Here is a 19,610-nt window from a genome sequence, read left to right on the forward strand (position 1 = left end):
GATGAGTGTTACCCGTTCGCACATGTCGTTTCGAAGCTGCTTACTTTCCCCTCTACCACAGTCCCTGTATGGCTGTCGATCCATCCGAATGGCGAACCTACCTCGTCACCCAGGAGTCGATCTCCACCGGTCGGTCGACCCTCGAGATCGTCGAAGCAGCGCTTGAGGGCGGTATCGACGTGGTACAGCTTCGAGAAAAGGAGATGTCGGCACACGATCGGTACGAACTCGGGCGGACGCTTCGAGACCGGACGAGAGCGGCCGGGGTGCCGCTGATCGTCAACGACCGGGTTGACCTGGCACTGGCGATCGACGCCGACGGCGTCCACGTCGGGCAGTCGGATCTCCCGGTACCCGTTGCCCGTGAGCTTCTGGGATCCGATCGGATCGTGGGCTGCTCGGCGTCGACGGTGGCGGAAGCGAGACGGACCGAAGCCGACGGCGCGGATTACCTGGGTGTCGGCGCAGTGTACGGCACGTCGTCGAAGGACGTCGACCCCGACGAGGACGGGATCGGGCCCCAGCGAATCGCGACGATCACCGACGCCGTCTCGATTCCCGTCGTCGGAATCGGCGGCATCACCGCCGAAAACGCTCGAGCCGTGCGCGAAGCCGGGGCGGCTGGTGTCGCAGTGATCAGTGAGATTACGACGGCGGACGATCCGAAAACGGCGACCGAACGGTTGAGGAGGGCCTGCCAACTATAAAAATGCCGGCATCGATGGACGGCAATGCCAACGTTAACACTTCCTCGAGTGACACACTGTGGTAATGAGTACGGCTGAGGTCTCACGAACGAAAGCCTGGGTGATGGCCGCTCGGCCCCAGACGCTGCCTGCAGCCGCCGCTCCGATTCTCGTCGGGACGGGGCTGGCGGTTCACGAAGGGGTGTTCGCCCCGCTCCCCGCGCTCATGGCGTTTATCGGTGCAGCACTGATCCAGATCGGAACCAACTTCGCCAACGATTACTACGACGCGAAAAAGGGTGCCGATACGGACGACCGGGACGGATTTACCCGGGTTACCCAGTCGGGCCTCATCGATGCCTCGCAGGTCAAACTGGCAACTATCGTCACCTTCGCCCTGGCCATCCTGTCGGGAACGTACCTCGTGTACATCGGCGGGCTTCCGATCCTCGTCATCGGTCTCGTGAGCGTGGCGTGTGGCTGGGCGTACACCGGCGGACCCTACCCACTCGGCTACCACGGCCTCGGCGACCTGTTCGTGTTCGTCTTCTTCGGGGTCGTCGCCGTCGTCGGCACGTTCTACGTGCAAGCTGTCGCCCACCTCGAGCCACTGACGCTGACCATCCCTGCCGGAACGCTCCCCCGTGAGGCGTTCATCGCCAGCCTCCCCGTTTCCGGCCTCTCGACGGCGATTCTCGTCGTCAACAACATTCGTGACCGGGAAACCGACGCGGCAACGGGGAAACGGACGCTCGCCGTCAGACTCGGCTATCGCTGGAGCCGTCTCGAGTACGTCGCCCTGCTCGCCCTCGCGTACCTCACCCCACTGTGGTTCTGGCTGGGAGAAGGGTTCAACCCGACGGTGCTGTTGCCGCTGGTGACGCTCCCGTACGCCGCGCTGGTGGCACGGACGGTCTGTACCAGAACCGACGGAGCGGCGTTGAACCCCGCCCTCGAGCAGACCGGGAAGCTGTTAGCCGGCTACTCGCTCCTGTTCGCCATCGGCGTGGTGATCTAACGTGGCGTTCGACATGGATTTTCGCCCCTTCGAACTCGACCTCGAGGAGCCGTTCACGACGGCACAGGGGACGATCACCAGCCGCGACGGGTTCCTGATCCGCGTCGAACACGAAGGCGTGATCGGCGTCGGGGAGGCGACGCCGCTTCCCGGCTGGACGGAATCGTACGAGGATTGTCGGGAAGCGCTCGAGGCGGCCGAATCGGCTGCCTCGGAGGGATCCGGCGCGGCACTCGAGGCGGTGGAGGAGACCGCGGCGGCGAGACACGGCGTCTCCCTCGCCATCGCCGATCTGTACGCGACGCGGGCCGCTCGGCCGCTGTATCAGTACCTCGGCGACGCCAGCCGAGTCGCCAGAGTACCGGTGAACGCGACGGTCGGCGACGCCGATCCCGACTCGACGGCCCAGGCGGTTCGACGGGCCGTCGATCGCGGGTTTCGAAGCTGCAAACTCAAAGTCGGCAGCCGCTCTTTCGACGACGATCTCGAGCGCGTTCAGCGGGCTCGATCGGCGGCTGGTGAGGAGGTCGAACTCCGCGTCGACGCCAACGGCGCCTGGACGTTCGACGAGGCAGTTCGGGCTATCGACGAACTCGCCGAACACGACGTGTCGATCGTCGAGCAACCGTTGCCCGGTGGAGCGCTCGAGGGACACGCCGAACTTCGCGGGCGGGGCGTCCGAATTGCACTCGACGAGGGAATACTCGAGCACGGCGTCGACGCGATCTGTAGCGCCGAGGCAGCCGACGTACTCGTGTTGAAGCCGATGGCGCTGGGCGGACTCGACGTCGCCCGCGAGATCGTCGCCTGGATCAGCGAACTCGGGATCGAACCGCTGGTGACGACGACGATCGATGGCGTGGTGGCCCGGACGGCCGCCGTCCACCTGGCTGCGGCGATTCCAGACGTGCGTCCCTGCGGCCTCGCGACGGGTGACCTTCTCGCGGACGACCTCGGCCGTGACCCCGTCTTCATCGAGAAGGGGGCCGCCGTCGTTCCGCAGGCGAAGGGGCTGGGTATCGACGACATCTGGGGGGCGACCGAATGACCGGGCTCGAGTGGGCGACCGACGACTTGCTCGCTCGCCGGACGGCGGCCACGCCGGAGCGGTTGGCGCTCACCGACGTCGACACGGATCGCCGATGGACGTACCGGGAGCTTGACGCGGCAGTCGAGGCCCTCACAACACGGCTCCCTGGAAGGCCCGGTGACCGAATTGGTGTCCTGCTCTCGACACGCCCCGCGTTCGTCCACCTGCTGTTCGCGGCGATGCGGGCCGACCGGACGCTGGTGCTGTTGAACGTCGAGGAGACGGGGAGCGAGTTGGCGTCGAAAGCCGCTCGATCGGACGTCACAGCCCTGATCTGCGAAGAACGGACGGAGGAACTGGCTCGAGAGAGTGCCGGCGACCATCCTGTGTACGTTCTCGAGGAAGTGAATCGGGATGCAGGGTCGGCGTCGTCACTGACGCAACTCGAGGGAGGTGGGAACGACACTCACGTGCTCGATCACGATCCTATCGACCTCGCCGCCGACGAATCCGACCTGTTGATCGCGTTCACCTCCGGCACGTCGGGGGAGCCAAAAGCGGTACGACTCACGCCGACGAACCTCGTCTCGAGCGCGACCGCTTCGGCGTTCCGGCTCGGCGTCTCCCCCGACGACCGGTGGCTCTGTTGCCTGCCGATGTATCACATGGGTGGGCTCGCGCCGGTCTTCCGGTCGGCGCTGTACGGAACGACGGTCGTCCTCCAGCGGTCGTTCGATCCCAAACGCACCGGCAAACTCCTCGAGACCGCTGGCGTAACCGGTGTCTCGCTCGTCCCGACGATGCTGACCCGACTGCTCGAGGCGGGCTGGACGCCGGGGGAGCACCTGCGATTCGTCCTGCTGGGTGGCGCGCCGGCCGGCGAGGAACTGCTCGAGCGCTGTCGCCGCCAGGGGGTGCCAGTGTACCCGACGTACGGGATGACCGAGACGGCTTCCCAGATCGCGACGACGACGCCGGAAGCGGCGTTTTCACACCCGGGAACGGTCGGGCAGCCGCTCGTCTATACCGACGTCTCGATCATCGGCGACGACGGTACTCCAGTTGGTGCAGGCGAAACCGGCGAAATCGTCGTCTCGGGCCCGACGGTAACGCCCGGCTATCTCGAGCCAGAGCGAACGGATGCGGCGTTCGGCGAGCACGGCCTCCACACCGGCGACATCGGCCGACGCGACGACGATGGCCGGCTGTGGGTGCTGGATCGAAAATCGGATCGGATCGTCACCGGCGGGGAGAACGTCGATCCGGGCGAGGTGCAGGCCGTGCTCGAGGAACATCCAGCGGTCACGGACGCCACAGTCGTCGGCCTGCCCGACCCTGAGTGGGGCGAACGAGTTGGCGCGCTCGTCGTCGACGAAACCGGAGCGGCCGCGGACGACTCGAGCCTCGAGCCACACACGCTCCGTTCGTTCTGTCGAAAACGATTGGCTGGCTTCAAATGTCCAAAAACCATCGCTCTGGCGGCGTCGCTTCCACGAACCCACTCGGGAACCGTCGATCGGGAGGCCGTCGAACAGCGGCTTTTGAACGAGGGCGTCGACGTCTCGAGCGAACTCTGAACTGCTGAAGCGGTCATCGATCGAGCCTGAAAGCCAGAATCGCCCGTTTTCGCCGGTTTTGCATCTTCATCCGTTTTATTCTTTCTGGACAGGAGTTGGCGACTCACCGACCGATGTCTGACACAGAGTTATGGTGCTGTAGTGGTGATCGAAGACGCACCCATGACCTCGATAGTCCCCCATCAGGAGCAACTTACCGTCGTCGCCGCGCTGGCGTTTGTCTGTAGCGTCGGCGTGGGGTGGACGTTTCCGTCGCTCGAGTCGAACGCGTTTCTCGTGGTGAGCGGGATCTCGTTCGTCTCGTTGTACGCGAACGCCTGATCGGAACGTCGCTGAAACAGTTCTAAACCCCTCGAGCGCCTCTCTTCTCCTATGTGTACGCTGATACTCGCCTGGCAGGTCTTCGAGAGTCATCCGGTGACGGTTGCAGCCAATCGGGACGAGCGACTCGACCGAGCGAGCGAGCCACCAGGGGTGTACGCGACTGACCCAGAGGTGATCGCCCCTCGAGACACCAGCGCGGGCGGTACCTGGATCGGGATCAATGCCGCCGGCCTCTTCGCGGGAATCACGAATCGCTGGACGGACGTCGACCTCGCCGGTGAGCGGTCGCGCGGTCACCTCGTCGCTGACGCACTGGCCCGTGAGTCGGCCACCGCGGCTCGCGACGTGATCGTGGACGCCGTCGAGAGAACGGAGTACGACGGGTTTACGCTCGTCGTCGCGGATGCCGATAGCGCGTTGGCTCTCGAGTGGGACGGCTCGCTTCGGATCACCGCCTTCGAACCCGGTGTACACGTCGTCGCCAACACTGGAATCGACGATCGCTTCGACATCCCGGATCACCGTTCCGAGGTCGCTCGGCGGCAGGCGGAGAACGCCAGAGCCGTTCGACGGACGCTTTCAGCCGCCGTTTCGGAGGCAGACAGTTCCAGTGCGTGGCTCGAGCGTGCGGCAGCCGTGCTGGCGGATCACGAGTACGGGGTCTGTGTGCACGGTAACGGCTACGGGACGCGGTCGTCATCGTTGATCGCACTTGGCGTTCCCTCACACTACCTGTTTGCCGATGGCCCACCCTGCCAGACGGCGTTTCGATCGGTCGGTGGTGCCGAGTCGCAGTCGCGGACGATGACACTCGAGAACCTGACCGACCTCGAAGGGCACATTTAAGCGGCTTGCGACCGGTGGATGTGATATGCACGCACCGGAGCCAGGAGCGGTCAGTACGACCGGAGGTGGGTCGCGATGAGCGTCTCCGCGACCGAAGCAGCGCTGTCGGAGGACGAACGGGCTGGCCTCGCACTCGTTCGCGAAACAGGTGGCATCCACCAGAGCGATTTCTGGAAGGAACTCGACGTATCTTCCCGAAAGGGGAGTCGTATCGTCGAGTCGCTCGTCGACAAAGAACTGGTCGACCGCGAGGAGACCGTCTACGCCGGACACAACACCTATTACATCACGCCGACGGCACGTGACCTCGATTTCACGCTGCTCATGGCCGGCGACATGCTCTCGCCGTTCATCGGCGAGGAGGAAGTCGACCCCAACAGCGACGCGTTCTCTCAGTGGATCATGAACCTGGCCTACCAGGAGTAACGCTGCAAAGAGGTATTTTCGGCGATTCTCGAGTGGTCTCGGCGACTACATCTCAGACGGACGTTGCGTACTCGAGGGAGCCGTCAGTGCTGTCTCTGGCCGTGGCGTCGCTCGATGAGGACGAACGGGTCGCGTTCGCGGTTGTAGTAGGAGACGTCGCCGTCGATCGCCTCGATCAGGCGTCGGTGCACCTCACGGGCGGCCCGCCCTTCGTCGGGCGAGAGGTGGTGGAGGCCGCGCATGTCGATCCAGAAGTTGCCGTCCAGCCAGAGCAACGTCTCGTCGTTCGACTGGTAGACGACCTCTCCCTTCTCGGTGAGGCCATCGATCGCAAGCTGCCGACCGGACAGTTGGGCGCGAGCCAGCACGGCAACCAACTGTCGCCGCGAGACGGGGGCGTGGAGGGCGACGTCGTCGATCGACTCGCCGAAGTACTCCTCGACGAGGTCGCAGGCTCGAGAGAATTCATCAAACTCGACTTCCTGGTGATCGGTGATTTTCATAGACGCCTCGAAGATTCGGTTCTCGACCCACAATTTGTGAAGCGGATATATAAATCTAGGTTAAGGTCACGGCCAGTGATGGGTTCCCGTTTGTTGGTTCCATTACCAACACCGCATCGAAGCTATTCGAGGGCGCTCGCTGCTCGGACGATCCGCCGTTCGCCGAAGGCCGGCCCGACGAACTGGATGCCAACGGGGAGACCGTCACTCTTGCCCGCCGGAACCGAAATCGCCGGCAGGTCGGCGAGGTTGACCGGCGTGGTGTTCGCGTCGGCGAGGTACATCTGCAGTGGATCGTCGAGGCTTTCGCCGAGTTCGAACGGTGTCACTGGCATCGTTGGCGACGCGAGGACGTCGGCGTCCTCGAGCGCCGCGTCGAAGTCCTGTTTGACCCACGCTCTGGCGTCCTGGGCCTTTTTGTAGTACTTGTCGTGGTAGCCCGCAGAGAGCGCGTAGGTGCCGAGCAGGATGCGGCGTTTGACCTCGTCGCCGAAGCCCTCCGCGCGGGTCTTCGAGAACGCGTCGTTCCAGTTGCCGTCGGCATCGCTCGAGTGGCCGTAGCGGACGCCGTCGAATCGGGCGAGGTTCGAGGAGGCCTCGGACATCGCGATTACGTAGTAGGCCTCGACGGCGTGCTCGACGGACGGGAGGCTCACCTCCTGATAGGTGGCACCCTGTTCCTCGAGCGTCGCCATTGCTTCCCAGAACGCGTCGACGACGCCCTCTTCGGCACCCTCGAGCAGTTCCGTTGGGACGCCGATGGTGAGGCCGTCGACGTTACCGTCGGCGGCGTCTGCGTAGGAACCGCGGTCTTCGTTCTCGGTTCCGGGTTCCGAACGAGTCGTCCCGTCTCGCTCGTCTGGCCCGGCGATGACGTCGAGCAGGGCGGCGGCGTCCTCGACGGTCGAGGCGAGCGGGCCGATCTGCTCGAGGCTGTTCGCGTAGGCGACCAGTCCGTAGCGGGAGACCAGGCCGTAGGTGGGTTTGATGCCGACGACGCCACAGAACGCGGCCGGACACCGGATCGAGCCGCCGGTGTCGGAGCCGAGCGCGAGGTCGGCCTCCCCGGCCGCGACCGCTGCGGCGGAGCCACCCGAGGAGCCGCCGGGGACGTGACCCGGTGCGGCCGGATTGTCGGTGTGGCCGAAGTACGAGGTTTCGGTGGTCGTCCCCATGCCGAACTCGTCCATGTTCGCCTTGCCGACGATGGTGCTGCCCGCTTCTTTGAGTCGGGTAACGACGGTCGCGTCGTACGGCGGCACGTAGTCGGCGAGCATCTTCGAGCCACAGGTCGTGCGGACGCCCGCCGTCGAGATGTTGTCCTTGACAGCGATCGTTTGCCCGGACAATGGGCCGTCGGCGTCGGGATCGGGTTCGATCGTCTCGTCGGTGATGAAGATAGTGTCGCTCATGATGCTCAGGAGACGTTCGGTCCGGTGAAGTAGTCGTCCTCGTGGCCGGGGGCGTTCTGCAGCGCCTCGTCGGTCTCGAGCCCCGATCGAACCTCGTCGGGTCGCATGACGTTCGTCAGTTCGGCCTCGGTATCGACGTCCGGTACATCGTCGAGCGTTTCGAAGTACGCGAGAATGTCCGCGAACTGCTCGGTGAACCGGTCGACTTCCTCGTCGGTGAGATCCACTCTGGCCAGCGCCCCGACGTGACGGACAGCCTCGGGCGTGACGGCGTCGTCGCTCATATTCGTTCTCACCGGCCACCGGGGAGTAAGGGTTTCGATACGGCCGCCGAGTAGTGTTCAGAGTACCCGCTGACTGGCCAGCACCCGATTCGAACACCCCGAAAGCCCCTGCCACGCTCGACTCAGGGGCTCCATGCGCGCGCTCGCTCCGCTCGCGTGCTTTCGTCGCCCGGGAGGGGCCGACCGTGCCAGCCCCTTTCATTCCCACCCACTGTGGCTACTCGGCCAGCCGACACGGGTGGGAAGGAAGGGTGCTTTCGTGGTGGCTGCACCGCGTTCCGATTACTCGTGGTGGTATCTGAACACGGCCCGACTGCCGAAACGGGTGAATGGATACCCACCTTCTGATCGGTGATCACGATTCGAGCGACGGAACACGGCAGGAATTGCCACGACCGGGTGATGATGGAAAACCGAAACCGGCGGGTTTTACGCCTGGCGTCGAGTTACCACGAGTATGAGCCACGACGACTTTCCGACGGATCGCCCGGCGGTGGTCACGTGTGGGTTGCCCTACGCCAACGGTGACTTACACATCGGCCACCTCCGCGGGTACATCGGCGCTGATGCGTTCACTCGCGCGCTCGAGACGCTCGGCCAGCAGGCCGCCTACGTTTCCGGATCGGATATGCACGGGACACCGGTCGCTGTCAACGCCGAGGAAGAGGGCGTCGACCCCGAATCGTTCGCCCTGCGCTGGCACGAGCAGTACGAAGAGACGTTTCCGAAGTTCAACGTCGAGTTCGACAACTACGGCCACACCCACGACGAGACGAACACCGAACTCACCCAGGAAATCGTCAGGACGCTGGACGAGGAGGGGTACGTCTACGAGGACGAGGTGCTGGTCGCCTACGATCCCAAAGCGGACGATCACCTTCCCGATCGGTACGTCGTCGGCACCTGTCCGTACTGCGGCGAGAAGGCACGCGGCGACGAGTGTGACGAGGGCTGTCAGCGCCACCTCGAGCCGGGCGAGATCGAAAACCCCACCAGCGTTCGGACGGGGAACCCGGCAGAATATCGCGAGCGGACGCACAAGTTCTTCCGCGTCTCGGAGTTTGCCGACTATCTGACCGAGTTCCTCGACGACCTCGAGGGCACCTCCAATGCCCGCAACCAGCCTCGGCAGTGGATCGAGGAGGGTCTACAGGACTGGTGTCTCACCCGCGACATGGAGTGGGGGATCGACTACCCGGGTGCTGAGGAGGAAGACATCGTCCTCTACGTCTGGGTCGACGCCCCGATCGAGTACATTTCGAGTACGAAACAGTACTCCGATCGCGTCGGCAGCGACGAGTACGACTGGGAGGAGGTCTGGAAGAATGATGGTGAGATCATCCACGTCATCGGTCGGGACATCATCCAGCACCACACCATCTTCTGGCCAGCGATGCTCGAGGCCGCGAACTACAACGCGCCACGGGCGGTCGCCGCGACCGGCTTCATCACCATCGACGGGAAGGGACTCTCGACCAGCCGCAACCGGGCGATCTGGGCGAAGGAGTACCTCGAGGAGGGCTTCCATCCCGACCTCCTTCGGTACTACCTGACGACGACGGGCGGTCTCCAGCAGGACGTCGACTTCACCTGGACGGCGTTCCAGGAGAAGGTCAACGGCGAACTCGTGGGGACGATCGGCAACTTCTGGTACCGGTCGCTACTGTTTGCCTACCGGAACTACGAGGGACGGCCCGACGTCGAGGTCACCTCGGAGGTCGAAGAGCGCATCGAGGGCGCAATCGGCGAGTTCCGCGAGGCCGTCAACGACTACTCCCTGCGCGAGTGCGGCCTCGCTGCGACCCGCCTCGCCCAGTTCGGCAACGAGTACATCCAGCGCAACGAGCCCTGGAAGCTGACCGACGACGACCCCGAACGGGCCGCACAGGTCATCCGCGACTGCGTCCAGATCGCCAAAGCCGTCGGGGTTCTCCTCGAGCCGGTCGCGCCCGGCAAGGCCCAGGCGCTGTGGGAACAACTCGGCGAGGACGGTTCGGTCGCGGACGCCCACCTCGAGGACGCCCTCGAGGCCCCACCCCGCCGCTTCGAGCAACCGGGCGAACTGTTCGAGAAGATCGAGGACGACCGCGTCGACGAACTCGAGACGAAACTCGACGAGAAGATCACCGCCGCGGCCGAACAGGAAACCGAAAGTGACGAGGGAGACGAGGCTGAGGAGACGGATATGGCAGACGAGACCGAGACAGCAGCCGACACGAGCGACCTCGAGCCCCTGCTCGAAGATCGAATCAGCTTCGAGGACTTCCAGAATCTCGACATCCGCGTCGGGCGGGTCGAGGTCGCCGAAGGGATCGACGGTGCCGACGATCTGGCCCGCCTCGAGGTCGACATCGGCTTCGAGACCCGCCAGGTCGTCGCCGGCATCAAACAACTCCACGATCTCGAGTCGCTGTCGGGGACGAAGTGTATCCTACTGGCGAACATGGCACCGGCCGAACTGTTCGGGGTCGAATCCAACGGCATGATCCTCGCCGCGGGCGAGGAGGCGGATCTGCTGACGACCCACGGTGACGCCGACATCGGCGAGAAGGTTCGCTGACGTCGCCTTTTTTTCGACTGCATCTGCACGCACGACCTCGAACGATCGATTTTGGGTGAGCCTTCCCATTACCAGAGGTACGTTGATTTAGAGTGCGACGGGATCACGTCGTATCAGGGTATAGTGGCCGTGAATTCCTCGAGGTTTCCAGATTCGATCGCCTCGACGCTGGCTGGAACGCCCTCGTCGAACTCGAGTCGGACGCGGTACGGCTGGGAGACCACGTCGTCCGTACACTCCTGACCGGCCTCCCTATCGGTTCGACCAATGATGCGCACGGACGCCGATTCGTCCTCGCTATCGTAGCGAGCCCAGTTGAGGACGACCTCGCCGCAGGAACTCGAGGAGTAGCTGATCGTTCCCTCGATCGTGACCGGCGATGTCGATTCCTCGAGTGTGATCGTCGGCGATTCATCCACCGAGGGGACGTCAGAGAGATCGCCGACCGTTGTGAGTTCCGAACGCTGGAGTTCGGTCGGTCGAGCGGGATCAGTGTCGTCGGTGTCGGTTCCGTTTCCGTTTGCACCGGTTCCATCTCCGTTCGTGCCGGTTCCGTCCCCGTTCGCACCCTCCGTTGGCCTCTCGAGACAGCCGACGAGCGGCGTTGTGAGCACGATCACGACTCCGCTGAGAATCGATCGGCGATCCATAGTGAAAGCAAACTGTCACCTCGGGATAAGTTTTCTGCACCCTGAAATGGCTCTTTACCTATCGCGTTCTCTGGCATGTGCAGTTATTGGCGACTGTTGAGCAACCCTTATCGAGGTAATTTACGCTTGAAACGGCCGTGGATGCACACGCAAGGCCAACTCACAGGGATGTGACGGATGTGAATCGGTGTGAACCCAGTATGGCCGAAAACGAGAACGTACGAGACGACAGGTCGGCAGCGTCGACGTCACGCTCGAGGAGGGAGTGCGTCCCCGTTCGCTCGTCGAAACCGGACAGATCCGGATCGCGTCCGCTTTTACCCGATGGAGGGGTTGCCGAATCGTCGGTGGAGGAATCCGATTCCGACGACGCCTCCGACGAAGATGAATCGGAAGGTGATGACGATGATGTCGAGACTGAGGCCGAAGAGGAATCCGAATCCGAGTCCGAAGACGAGGAGGACTCCGAAAGCGAGGATGGCGAGGATTCAGACGAGGACGAATCGGCGGCAGAGGAAGAGACGGAGGAACCCGATTCGACAGACGATGAAGCGACAGATCAGGAAGAAGACGCGGAGGAAGAAGACGCGGAAGACGACGAAACCGAGGATAGTGACGAGACGGAGGAGGCCGACGAACCCGGTGAGCAGCACGGCATCGACGCCGAAGAAGTCTACGAGAGCGAGGACACGTCCGGCGTCGCCCACCTCGATCTCGACGGCCTCTTTCTCGACGTGCTGGGCCTCGAGGTCAACCTGAACGAGGTAACCCTCGACGTGTCGGCGCGACCAGGCGAGAACAACCTCCTGGGCAACCTCCTCTCCTCGGTCACCGGGTTGCTCGATGGGCTTGGATCGCCGCTCGAGTCGATTACGAACGCCCTCGGGAAGATCCCAGGCGGGCTCAAGAGCGCCGCCACCGGTTTGCTCGGGGGGTTGAAAGACCGACTCTCGGGGCTCATTCCTGGACTCGGCGGCGGTGACGAGGATGCAGACGAGGAAGAAGCCGACGCCGAATCGGACGAGGAAGACGAAGGTGGTGTTCTCTCGACGATCAGCGGGTGGTTCCGATCACTCGGCTCGAAGATTGCCGACTCGGTGCGCGGATTGATCAAGCGCGCGGTCTCGTCGCTCCCGCTCGAGCAGGTGCTCGCGAGCATCCTCAGGACGACGCTCAAGGCTGTCGTCGACCGGATGGAATCGGGTTCGGACGATGAAGACGGTGGGGCTGACGAGGGTGACACCGAGGAAACCGAGGAAGAGAGTGCCGAGGACGAAAGCGAAAGCGACGCCGACGGAGACGGAAATGGAGACGAGGAATCGCAGGGGGACGAACCGGACGACGAGGAGCAATCCGAGGAAGCGGAGGTAAAAGCATGACCGACGACTCACTCACACAGCGACTCGACTACGAAGAGATCATCGAGGGAATTGACTTCGAGTCAATCTTCGAGGGGACGCCGCTCGAAGGCGAGTTCCACGGCGACGAACCGATCGGAAAGGCCCTTGGCGGAATGATCGGGGCCCAAATCGGGCGAAAGCTCGGCGAACAAATCGGTGCTTCAGTCGGCGAAATCCTCGTCGAGGAGTTCCTCAAGGAGGACGAGGAAGACGAGGACGAAGAAGAGGAAGACGAGGAAGAAGAGGCTGCGGAAGACGAAGCGGAAGACGAGGACGAAGCGGAAGACGAGGACGAAGCGGAAGACGAGGACGAAGCGGAAGACGAGGACGAAGCGGAAGACGAGGACGACGCCGACGAGGAATGACCGCTACAATTCCACTCCCTCGAGGACGGGTCACCCGAGCACCACGCCCAGCCGAAATCGAGCGTACACCCCTGGGCGTGTTCCACACGGGAGGCTCCCCTCATCGTGACCCCTTACACAGCGGAGGCGATCGACATGAGTGATCGACCGTCCGTGAAAGAACTCGTCGTCGACGAAGCACTCGAGCAGGTTGACCTCGAGTCGGCACTCAACGGCGGCCCGCTACGGGATGAGATCGATGCCACCGAGATCGGCTCTGCGGTCGGTCGACAGGTCGGTGAACAACTCGGACGGTCGATGGGGGAGGAGCTGGGTGCCTCGATCCAGGAGACGGCATCGACCAGCCTCGAGGAAGGTCGATCGTTTCGGGCGTTCATCGGCGACCTGGTACGCGCGATTCGCGAGGCGCTCGTCGTGTGGCTCGAGGATCTCGGACTCGATGGGATCGCCTCAGGAGTGGCACCGACAGTCGAGGAGACTGCCGATGACGGAGAGACGGACGCCGACGAAGCCGATGCGGACGAGACGACGGAAGAAACGGGTGACGAGACGGAAGAGGCTGATGAGGACGGAGACGAGGAGACGGAAGAGGCTGATGACGAGGCGGCAGAAGACGAGAACGAAGCCGTCGAAGAGGACGAAAGCGAACCCAACGTCGATGACAATGGTGTCCCGGACATCGACGACCTGGAGGATCTCCGCCGTGACGCACTCGAGGACGTCCTCGAGATGGTCTCGTACCGCGATCTGCAGTCGATCGCGAAGGAAGTCGGCGTGAAGGCGAATCTCGAGGGGTCGGAGATGCGGGATCGAATCGTCGACGCCGTCACGGACGAATCGGAGACGAGCGAAGAAGCGGCCTGATCGACTCGAACGAACACTCGTCGGCTATCACTGATATCGACTACAAATGACCGACTTCAACTCCAACTCCAACTCCAACGACAAATCAGTTCACTCGCTGCTCGATGACGCGACGGAGGTACTCGAAAATATCGGCATCGAACTCGAGGACGCTGAGGAGGCTGACGAGGCGGGAATCGATCTCGAGACCGACTTCGAGTCCGACGCCGACTCGGAGGAAGTTCTACCGGAACCGCTTGCCTCGTCCGACCTGCCGGCGCTCGCCCAGTCGGCTCACGACCTTCTCGAGGAACGCGACGTCGATCGGCTCCTCGAGGAGATCGGTTTCGACGACGTCGATGAAGATGCTCCTGAATCGATCCCGGCGGCGATTCTCGCGGGCGACCCGGGTGACGTCTCGACCCTCCGTGGAGTGCAGCGACTCGCGAGGCTCGCGGAGATCCAGGACGAAGACGGCGCGGCTGAATCCGTCGAAGAGACGATCGCGGAACTCCGAACGATTCTGGCACGGCGACGAGACGAAGACGGTGGCGATGCATCGGAGGCAAGCCAGAACGAACCTGTGGACGAGGCCGAGGATCAAGCCGAAGCTGAGGATGAATCCGAGGACGAATCAGACACGGATGCAGACGCCGACAAGAGTGACGAGGCAGCCGATGAGAGTGACGGGACGGACGACGGCACAGCGGCTGACGACGAGAGCGAGGGAACAGACGACGAACCCAGCGATAGCGAAGACGGCGGCATCGGATCGTCGATCACGGATACGCTCGGAGAGAGCGTGAGCGGGTTCAGAGACGAAATCGAGGCCGTTCAGAACGGACTCGAGGCGATCGGTGCTGACGATGATTCCGGGAAGGCGGACGATGATGGCTCGAGTGATGACGGTGTCGAGGGCGATACCGGGGATGGGGAAGGTGTTGAGGGCGATACAGAAGATGAGGCGGAAGAATCGGACAGCGACGAAGACGACGGTCTCCTCAGTGGTTCGGGTGACTCGCGGCGACGCGGGACGATGTACTCCACCGTCGCCCTCTCTCCGTCGAAGCGAACGGACATGAAGGCCGTCAAACGGCACTCGACGGTTCCGGATCGACGGTGAGGTGAGTCTATAACTCGAGAAACGCGTCGTCGCCGTGGTCGTCGGCCCAGGCGAACGCGAACAGCCGTTTCACCGGGAGTGCCTCGAGGTGACGTCCGTCCGCACCTCGTCCGGTAACGAGGTCCCAGGTCGTGCCATCACCGATCAGTACCGGGTCGTTCTCGGAATCGTCGCTTGTGCCGGTGTCGGTAGCTGTCTCGAGTGACCACTCGAGATCCGCATCGACAGTGGAATCGGAACCAGGATTCGGATGGGGAAGCTCGAATGCGTGGAGGCCGAGGTCACTCGCGACGACGAGAACGGGCGTTTCTCCGACCGTCGTCGTGACGGTGCCGCCGTGGTCGCGTACCCACGGGCGGGGCACGCCACACGCTTCGCCCTCGCGTTCGATCCCGAGGACGATCGCCTTTGGATCGAGGTCGTCGCGTTCCCACGTCCGATCGTTCTCGCCACCGCGGTGGCCAGCGAGCCCCACGGCGTCGCTCGAGAAGTAGCCCGCGTACGGCCGTTCGCTGTAGTCGACCGGCGCAGGGTCGTCGTCGTCGCTCGCGGCTTCGCTCTCGGCATCGGGTACCGGCTGGAGTATTCGCCCGTCCGGGTAGCGATCGGTGAACGTGGCGACGGTCGTCATGGTCGCCGTACGCGGGCGTAACCGGCTACCTTCGAGCGGGCCATCGATACAGTGTCCGGACGATTGTTTCCACTCGGAGTCCGTCTGTCGATCGTACACCACGAGGTCGTCGTCGGCGAGTTTGCCGCTGACGCCAAACGTCAACGGGGTACCGTCGACGACCGCATCGTACACGACGGCACTGGCACAGAGTGGACACCAGGTGACGGCGACTGGCCCGTCCTCGTACTCGTCGTTGACGACTTCATGGTAGTCGAGAATCCGCACTGGGTAGGCTCGAGCCGGCGCGTCCGCTGGATCGACGACGATCACTTCGTCGGTCGGTTCGCCCGCGTGGGTGCGACCGAACACTGGGTCGTCGATAGCGGGAATCGCATCGCGGGGGATGACCTGTCTGACGTTCATATTCGCTCGGAGACGGCCGCGTACTGTAAATCGACGGGATCGACGGCACATCGTCCCCGCTGACCCCGTATCGCTATAGTGACCGATGGCTTACGAAGCGGTAGACCAACCCCGATGTACGTGTACGATTCACTGCTCGTCGCGACGGACGGCAGCGAGGACGCAGCAACCGCGATCGCTCACGCCGTCGAACTCGCCCGCCGACTCGAGATTCCGCTGTACGGGATCGCGGTTCTCGATTCGCGAACGGCCTACGATTCGGGGATCGTGGATCCGGAAACCATCCGAGAACGCCAGACCGAGCAGGCCGAGGAGGCACTGGCCGCGCTCGAGGAACGAGCGACTGACGACGGCGTCTCCGTCACGACGACGATCAGATCCGGTACGCCGCACGAGGAGATCCTGGCTGAGGCCGAGGAACGGGGCTGTTCGGCGATCGTGGTGGGCTCTCGAGGACGTTCGGCGTTTCGGGAGGCGCTGCTCGGGAGTACGGTGGATGCGCTGGTTCGGCTGTCGTCGCTGCCAGTACTGGTGGTCGACGGCTGAACTGGAGCGGTTCAAACGATTTCTCTCGAGTGGAGGCTCACACTACCGACTCGAGTATGGCGAACCCAGTCACTGCGCCGACCGTGATGAGTACCGTCCAGAGGGCGATGCTGGCAGTCATCCAGACGAGCGTGGCCCGGCGCCGCGCTCCGAGGCTGAGCGCGAGTACCGTCGCGAGGTGGACGCCAGTCACGATCGGCGACAGCAGTGCCAGACCCGGCAGGCCGTAATCGTTCCAGATGCGTGTCGCTCGTTTTCGACGTGCCGATGGCTCGTTCGATCGCCGGCGCTCGAGCCAGGCCGAGACCCGTTCGGACAGGGCGACGATCCCGTATATCGGAATCAGGTTTCCGGCGAAGGCAACGATGGCGACGAGCACGGGATCGAGTCCCAGGGCGATTCCGATCGGAATCACGACGAGGATCTCGAGCAGCGGCGTCGCCGCGAGCAGAAAGACGAGGACGTACTGCCAGGGGCCGCTCGCGGCGTCGATCCACTCGCGCGTCCACGTCTCGAGGCCGGAGAGAGACAGAACGCTCACCTCGAGGTCAGTGGCGCCAGCCGTTTGGACGACGGAAATGCCCGAGGAAGCGAATTCGAGAAGGAGCGTCGATAACATTGGTACGATAGTCGGTTCAACTGCTCGGTCAGTGTCGGTATCCGATTACAGCACCGACCAGGCTTTCCGCGCTCGATTCCACGAGGTCAGGTCGGCGATCCAGCGCGCCGCGATGAGTTTCTTCAGGTTCTTTGCCGGGAAGCCGCCGAAGGTGTCGACTGGAAGCAGTTTGACGCCGTGGGCGACCGCTTTGTCACCGACGGAGACGACGGTTCCTTTGTCGTCGTACTCCCACGTCTTGAGCGGTCGGTTGTCGATAGCGCGGGCGATGTTCTCGCCGACGACTTCCGCCGCCTGCCAGGCAGCCTGCGCGGTCGGTGGTGCGGGCTGATCGCCCTGGTCGATGATCGCAGAGTCGCCAATCGCAAACACGCGTTCGTCGGACGTCTGGAAGTTCGCCTCGGTCGTGACTCGGTTGTGCTGGTTGTCGAGTTCGGTACCGTCGAGGGCTTCCCGACCGGTGATGCCGCCGGTCCAGACGAATACGTCGTACTCCAGTGGGTCGCCTTCGTCGAAGTGGATGACGCCGTCTTCGGCCTCGGTGATTGGGTCGTCCGTGTGGATACGAACGCCGGCTTCCTCGAGCAGGTTGCGGAGGGCCTGCTGGATCTCGGGGTCGTTACCCGGGAAGATCTCGTCGAGGGCTTCGACCAGGTGGATCTCGAGGGGAGCCCGGTTGGCGTCGCGGAACTCGGCGATTTCGCCGGCCGTCTGGATGCCGGAGAGCCCGGCCCCACCGATGACGATCTGAGCGGGTTCGCCGCGGGTCGCTTCCCGACTGGCAGTTTTGATCTGCTCGTGGATCTCGAGGGCGTCCTCGAGGCACTTGAGTGTCAGGGAGTTTTCTTTCAGGCCGGGGATGCCGTAGTACGCCGTCTGGCTGCCGAGGGCGACGAGAACGTAGTCGTACTCGACGTCGTCACCGTCCTCGAGTTCGACGACTTGCGCTTCGGTGTCGAGGTTGGTGACGCTGTCGTTGATGTACCGGGTCGTCGGTTCGGCGATATCGGCGACGGGAATCGTGATGTCAGCACGAACGGATGGGTCGCGGATGACGCGGTGGGATTCGTGCAAGACGAGGTGGTAGTCGGTGTCCGATATCCACGTCAGACGCGTACTGCCATCGAGCTCCGATTGGAGCGATTTGATCGCACCAGCACCGGCATATCCCGAGCCGAGTACGACGACGTTCTCAGTCATATGTGTCTCTCAGGAATACTCCGATACAAAGGTGTTGAAACCCGTATGGCCGTGTGTAGGGTTCCCATATGGCAGATTCCGCCACAAAATGTAAGAAGCCTGTCTGTGGTTTCGAGACTGATTGTGCCTCTAGAGAATGCGCTTGCCAAATGCACTCGAGGCGAGTTCGACGGCGAGGTTCGCGGTCTCGTTCTGTTCGTCGAGGATGGGATTCACTTCGACGAGATCCATCGAGCGGAGGATCCCGTCGTCGGTGTCTCGATTCGAGACGGTCTCGAGGGCCGAATGGGCTTCGCGATAGGTAACGCCACCGCGAACCGGTGTGCCGACACCGGGGGCCTCTTTGGGGTCGAGCCAGTCCAGATCGAGGCTGACGTGAACGCCGTCGGTGCCAGTCGTGGCGATGTCGAGTGCGTCCTCGACGACAGCCGTGATCCCCCGTTCGTCGATGTCCGACATCGTGAAGGCCGTCATTTCGCTCTTACGGACGAGTTCGCGCTCGTGCTCGTCAATGCTGCGCAGACCGACGTAGGCGATCGATTCTTCTCGCACCCGCGGCGCGTGGGCCCACTCGAGATCCTCGAACATCCCGCGACCGAGAACGGCCGCCAGTGGCATACCGTGGACGTTTCCACTCGGCGAGGTATCCGGTATGTTGAGATCCGCGTGGGCGTCGAACCAGATGACCCCGAGGTCGGCGTCTCGAGCGGCACCGTTCATCGACCCGATCGCTATCGAGTGATCCCCGCCGAGCAGGAGCGGGAACGCCCCGTCATCGAGGGTCTCGGCGACTGTCTCGGCGACGCGGCTGTTGACGTTTTCGACCTCGCGGAGGAACTTCGCGTTGCCTTCTGTCGGTTGGTTCGCGTCGGGATCGCGTTCTTCTGCACGAGGGATGAGGAGATCTCCCTGATCGAAACACTCGACGCCCGCCTTCTCGAGTTCGTCGGCAAGTCCGGCGTATCGGATCGCTGAAGTACCCATGTCGACGCCGCGTCTGTCGGCCCCGTAGTCCATCGGTGCACCAATGACGTGGATCGTTCGTCCCATACGCCTCGTTCACCCAGCCATCGTTTATGTTAACCGGATTTCGGATTCGGCTCCACAGCGGTTCACGATCACGGGGCGGAAGATTTAGGTTTAGACGGGGCTAAATTCCCGT

21 protein-coding genes are annotated in these 19,610 nt (G+C 63.3%); 13 read left to right on the forward strand and 8 right to left on the reverse strand.

Features of this window, described 5'->3' with window-relative positions:
- Positions 1 to 68: 68 nt before the first annotated feature.
- From thiE to NGM68_RS08175, 7 genes are all read left to right on the forward strand, one after another.
- A complete protein-coding gene (thiE, locus tag NGM68_RS08145; RefSeq protein WP_252701147.1) occupies positions 69 to 707 on the forward strand; it encodes a thiamine phosphate synthase in 639 nt (212 codons plus the stop codon).
- Between the two features lie 64 nt (positions 708 to 771).
- Positions 772 to 1,704, forward strand: coding sequence for a 1,4-dihydroxy-2-naphthoate polyprenyltransferase (locus NGM68_RS08150; RefSeq protein ID WP_252701148.1), 933 nt, complete (start codon positions 772 to 774; stop codon positions 1,702 to 1,704).
- Between the two features lie 13 nt (positions 1,705 to 1,717).
- A complete protein-coding gene (menC, locus tag NGM68_RS08155) occupies positions 1,718 to 2,752 on the forward strand; it encodes an o-succinylbenzoate synthase (RefSeq protein ID WP_252701149.1) in 1,035 nt (344 codons plus the stop codon).
- Entirely contained in the window at positions 2,749 to 4,311 is a 1,563-nt protein-coding gene (locus NGM68_RS08160) for a class I adenylate-forming enzyme family protein (RefSeq protein ID WP_252701150.1), read from the forward strand. Before menC ends, NGM68_RS08160 begins: the two co-directional genes overlap by 4 nt.
- Positions 4,312 to 4,473: 162 nt before the next feature.
- Positions 4,474 to 4,632, forward strand: coding sequence for a hypothetical protein (locus tag NGM68_RS08165; RefSeq protein ID WP_252701151.1), 159 nt, complete (start codon positions 4,474 to 4,476; stop codon positions 4,630 to 4,632).
- A 51-nt stretch (positions 4,633 to 4,683) separates the two neighbouring features.
- A complete protein-coding gene (locus NGM68_RS08170; RefSeq protein WP_252701152.1) occupies positions 4,684 to 5,481 on the forward strand; it encodes an NRDE family protein in 798 nt (265 codons plus the stop codon).
- Positions 5,482 to 5,556: 75 nt separating this feature from the next.
- Positions 5,557 to 5,907, forward strand: a complete 351-nt coding sequence (locus NGM68_RS08175) for a helix-turn-helix transcriptional regulator (RefSeq protein ID WP_252701153.1) — start codon at positions 5,557 to 5,559, stop codon at positions 5,905 to 5,907.
- Positions 5,908 to 5,990: 83 nt separating this feature from the next.
- Here NGM68_RS08175 and NGM68_RS08180 read toward each other — a convergent pair whose 3' ends face one another.
- The 3 genes from NGM68_RS08180 to gatC all read right to left on the reverse strand — a co-directional run bounded on the left by NGM68_RS08180 (position 5,991) and on the right by gatC (position 8,106).
- Positions 5,991 to 6,410: a DUF8048 family protein gene (locus tag NGM68_RS08180; RefSeq protein WP_252701154.1), complete on the reverse strand. Its 420-nt coding sequence runs from the start codon at positions 6,408 to 6,410 to the stop codon at positions 5,991 to 5,993.
- A gap of 122 nt (positions 6,411 to 6,532) precedes the next feature.
- Positions 6,533 to 7,822, reverse strand: a complete 1,290-nt coding sequence (gene gatA, locus NGM68_RS08185; RefSeq protein WP_252701155.1) for an Asp-tRNA(Asn)/Glu-tRNA(Gln) amidotransferase subunit GatA — start codon at positions 7,820 to 7,822, stop codon at positions 6,533 to 6,535.
- Positions 7,823 to 7,827: 5 nt separating this feature from the next.
- Positions 7,828 to 8,106: an Asp-tRNA(Asn)/Glu-tRNA(Gln) amidotransferase subunit GatC gene (gene gatC, locus NGM68_RS08190; RefSeq protein WP_252701156.1), complete on the reverse strand. Its 279-nt coding sequence runs from the start codon at positions 8,104 to 8,106 to the stop codon at positions 7,828 to 7,830.
- 457 nt (positions 8,107 to 8,563) lie between these two features.
- Here gatC and metG point away from each other — a divergent pair, with 457 nt between their 5' ends.
- Positions 8,564 to 10,666 (forward strand): methionine--tRNA ligase, encoded by a 2,103-nt coding sequence (gene metG / locus NGM68_RS08195; protein WP_252701157.1) that lies wholly within the window; start codon positions 8,564 to 8,566, stop codon positions 10,664 to 10,666.
- A 113-nt stretch (positions 10,667 to 10,779) separates the two neighbouring features.
- On the opposite strand, the gene NGM68_RS08200 is transcribed toward metG, so the two are convergent.
- Complete coding sequence (locus NGM68_RS08200; RefSeq protein WP_252701158.1) at positions 10,780 to 11,316, reverse strand: hypothetical protein; 537 nt, start codon at positions 11,314 to 11,316, stop codon at positions 10,780 to 10,782.
- A 200-nt stretch (positions 11,317 to 11,516) separates the two neighbouring features.
- Between NGM68_RS08200 and NGM68_RS08205 the strand changes: the two genes are divergently transcribed.
- The 4 genes from NGM68_RS08205 to NGM68_RS08220 all read left to right on the forward strand — a co-directional run bounded on the left by NGM68_RS08205 (position 11,517) and on the right by NGM68_RS08220 (position 15,047).
- Positions 11,517 to 12,695 carry a DNA primase gene (locus NGM68_RS08205; protein WP_252701159.1) on the forward strand — a complete coding sequence of 393 codons (1,179 nt, stop codon included), beginning with the start codon at positions 11,517 to 11,519 and terminating at the stop codon, positions 12,693 to 12,695.
- Positions 12,692 to 13,081: a hypothetical protein gene (locus NGM68_RS08210; protein WP_252701160.1), complete on the forward strand. Its 390-nt coding sequence runs from the start codon at positions 12,692 to 12,694 to the stop codon at positions 13,079 to 13,081. Before NGM68_RS08205 ends, NGM68_RS08210 begins: the two co-directional genes overlap by 4 nt.
- 135 nt (positions 13,082 to 13,216) lie before the next feature.
- Complete coding sequence (locus tag NGM68_RS08215) at positions 13,217 to 13,945, forward strand: hypothetical protein (protein ID WP_252701161.1); 729 nt, start codon at positions 13,217 to 13,219, stop codon at positions 13,943 to 13,945.
- Between the two features lie 46 nt (positions 13,946 to 13,991).
- Complete coding sequence (locus tag NGM68_RS08220) at positions 13,992 to 15,047, forward strand: hypothetical protein (RefSeq protein ID WP_252701162.1); 1,056 nt, start codon at positions 13,992 to 13,994, stop codon at positions 15,045 to 15,047.
- Between the two features lie 7 nt (positions 15,048 to 15,054).
- Here the strand turns inward: NGM68_RS08220 and NGM68_RS08225 are convergent, their stop codons facing one another.
- Positions 15,055 to 16,083, reverse strand: coding sequence for a DUF3179 domain-containing (seleno)protein (locus tag NGM68_RS08225; protein WP_252701163.1), 1,029 nt, complete (start codon positions 16,081 to 16,083; stop codon positions 15,055 to 15,057).
- A 120-nt stretch (positions 16,084 to 16,203) separates the two neighbouring features.
- Here NGM68_RS08225 and NGM68_RS08230 point away from each other — a divergent pair, with 120 nt between their 5' ends.
- Positions 16,204 to 16,629, forward strand: coding sequence for a universal stress protein (locus NGM68_RS08230; protein WP_252701399.1), 426 nt, complete (start codon positions 16,204 to 16,206; stop codon positions 16,627 to 16,629).
- 37 nt (positions 16,630 to 16,666) lie between these two features.
- Here the strand turns inward: NGM68_RS08230 and NGM68_RS08235 are convergent, their stop codons facing one another.
- From NGM68_RS08235 to rocF, 3 genes are all read right to left on the reverse strand, one after another.
- Positions 16,667 to 17,248 carry a small multi-drug export protein gene (locus NGM68_RS08235; RefSeq protein ID WP_252701164.1) on the reverse strand — a complete coding sequence of 194 codons (582 nt, stop codon included), beginning with the start codon at positions 17,246 to 17,248 and terminating at the stop codon, positions 16,667 to 16,669.
- Between the two features lie 45 nt (positions 17,249 to 17,293).
- Positions 17,294 to 18,448, reverse strand: a complete 1,155-nt coding sequence (locus NGM68_RS08240) for an NAD(P)/FAD-dependent oxidoreductase (RefSeq protein ID WP_252701165.1) — start codon at positions 18,446 to 18,448, stop codon at positions 17,294 to 17,296.
- A 129-nt stretch (positions 18,449 to 18,577) separates the two neighbouring features.
- A complete protein-coding gene (gene rocF / locus NGM68_RS08245; RefSeq protein ID WP_252701166.1) occupies positions 18,578 to 19,498 on the reverse strand; it encodes an arginase in 921 nt (306 codons plus the stop codon).
- Positions 19,499 to 19,610 lie beyond the last annotated feature (112 nt).

Source organism: Natronosalvus vescus (genome assembly GCF_023973145.1).
GTDB classification, from domain to species: domain Archaea; phylum Halobacteriota; class Halobacteria; order Halobacteriales; family Natrialbaceae; genus Natronosalvus; species Natronosalvus vescus.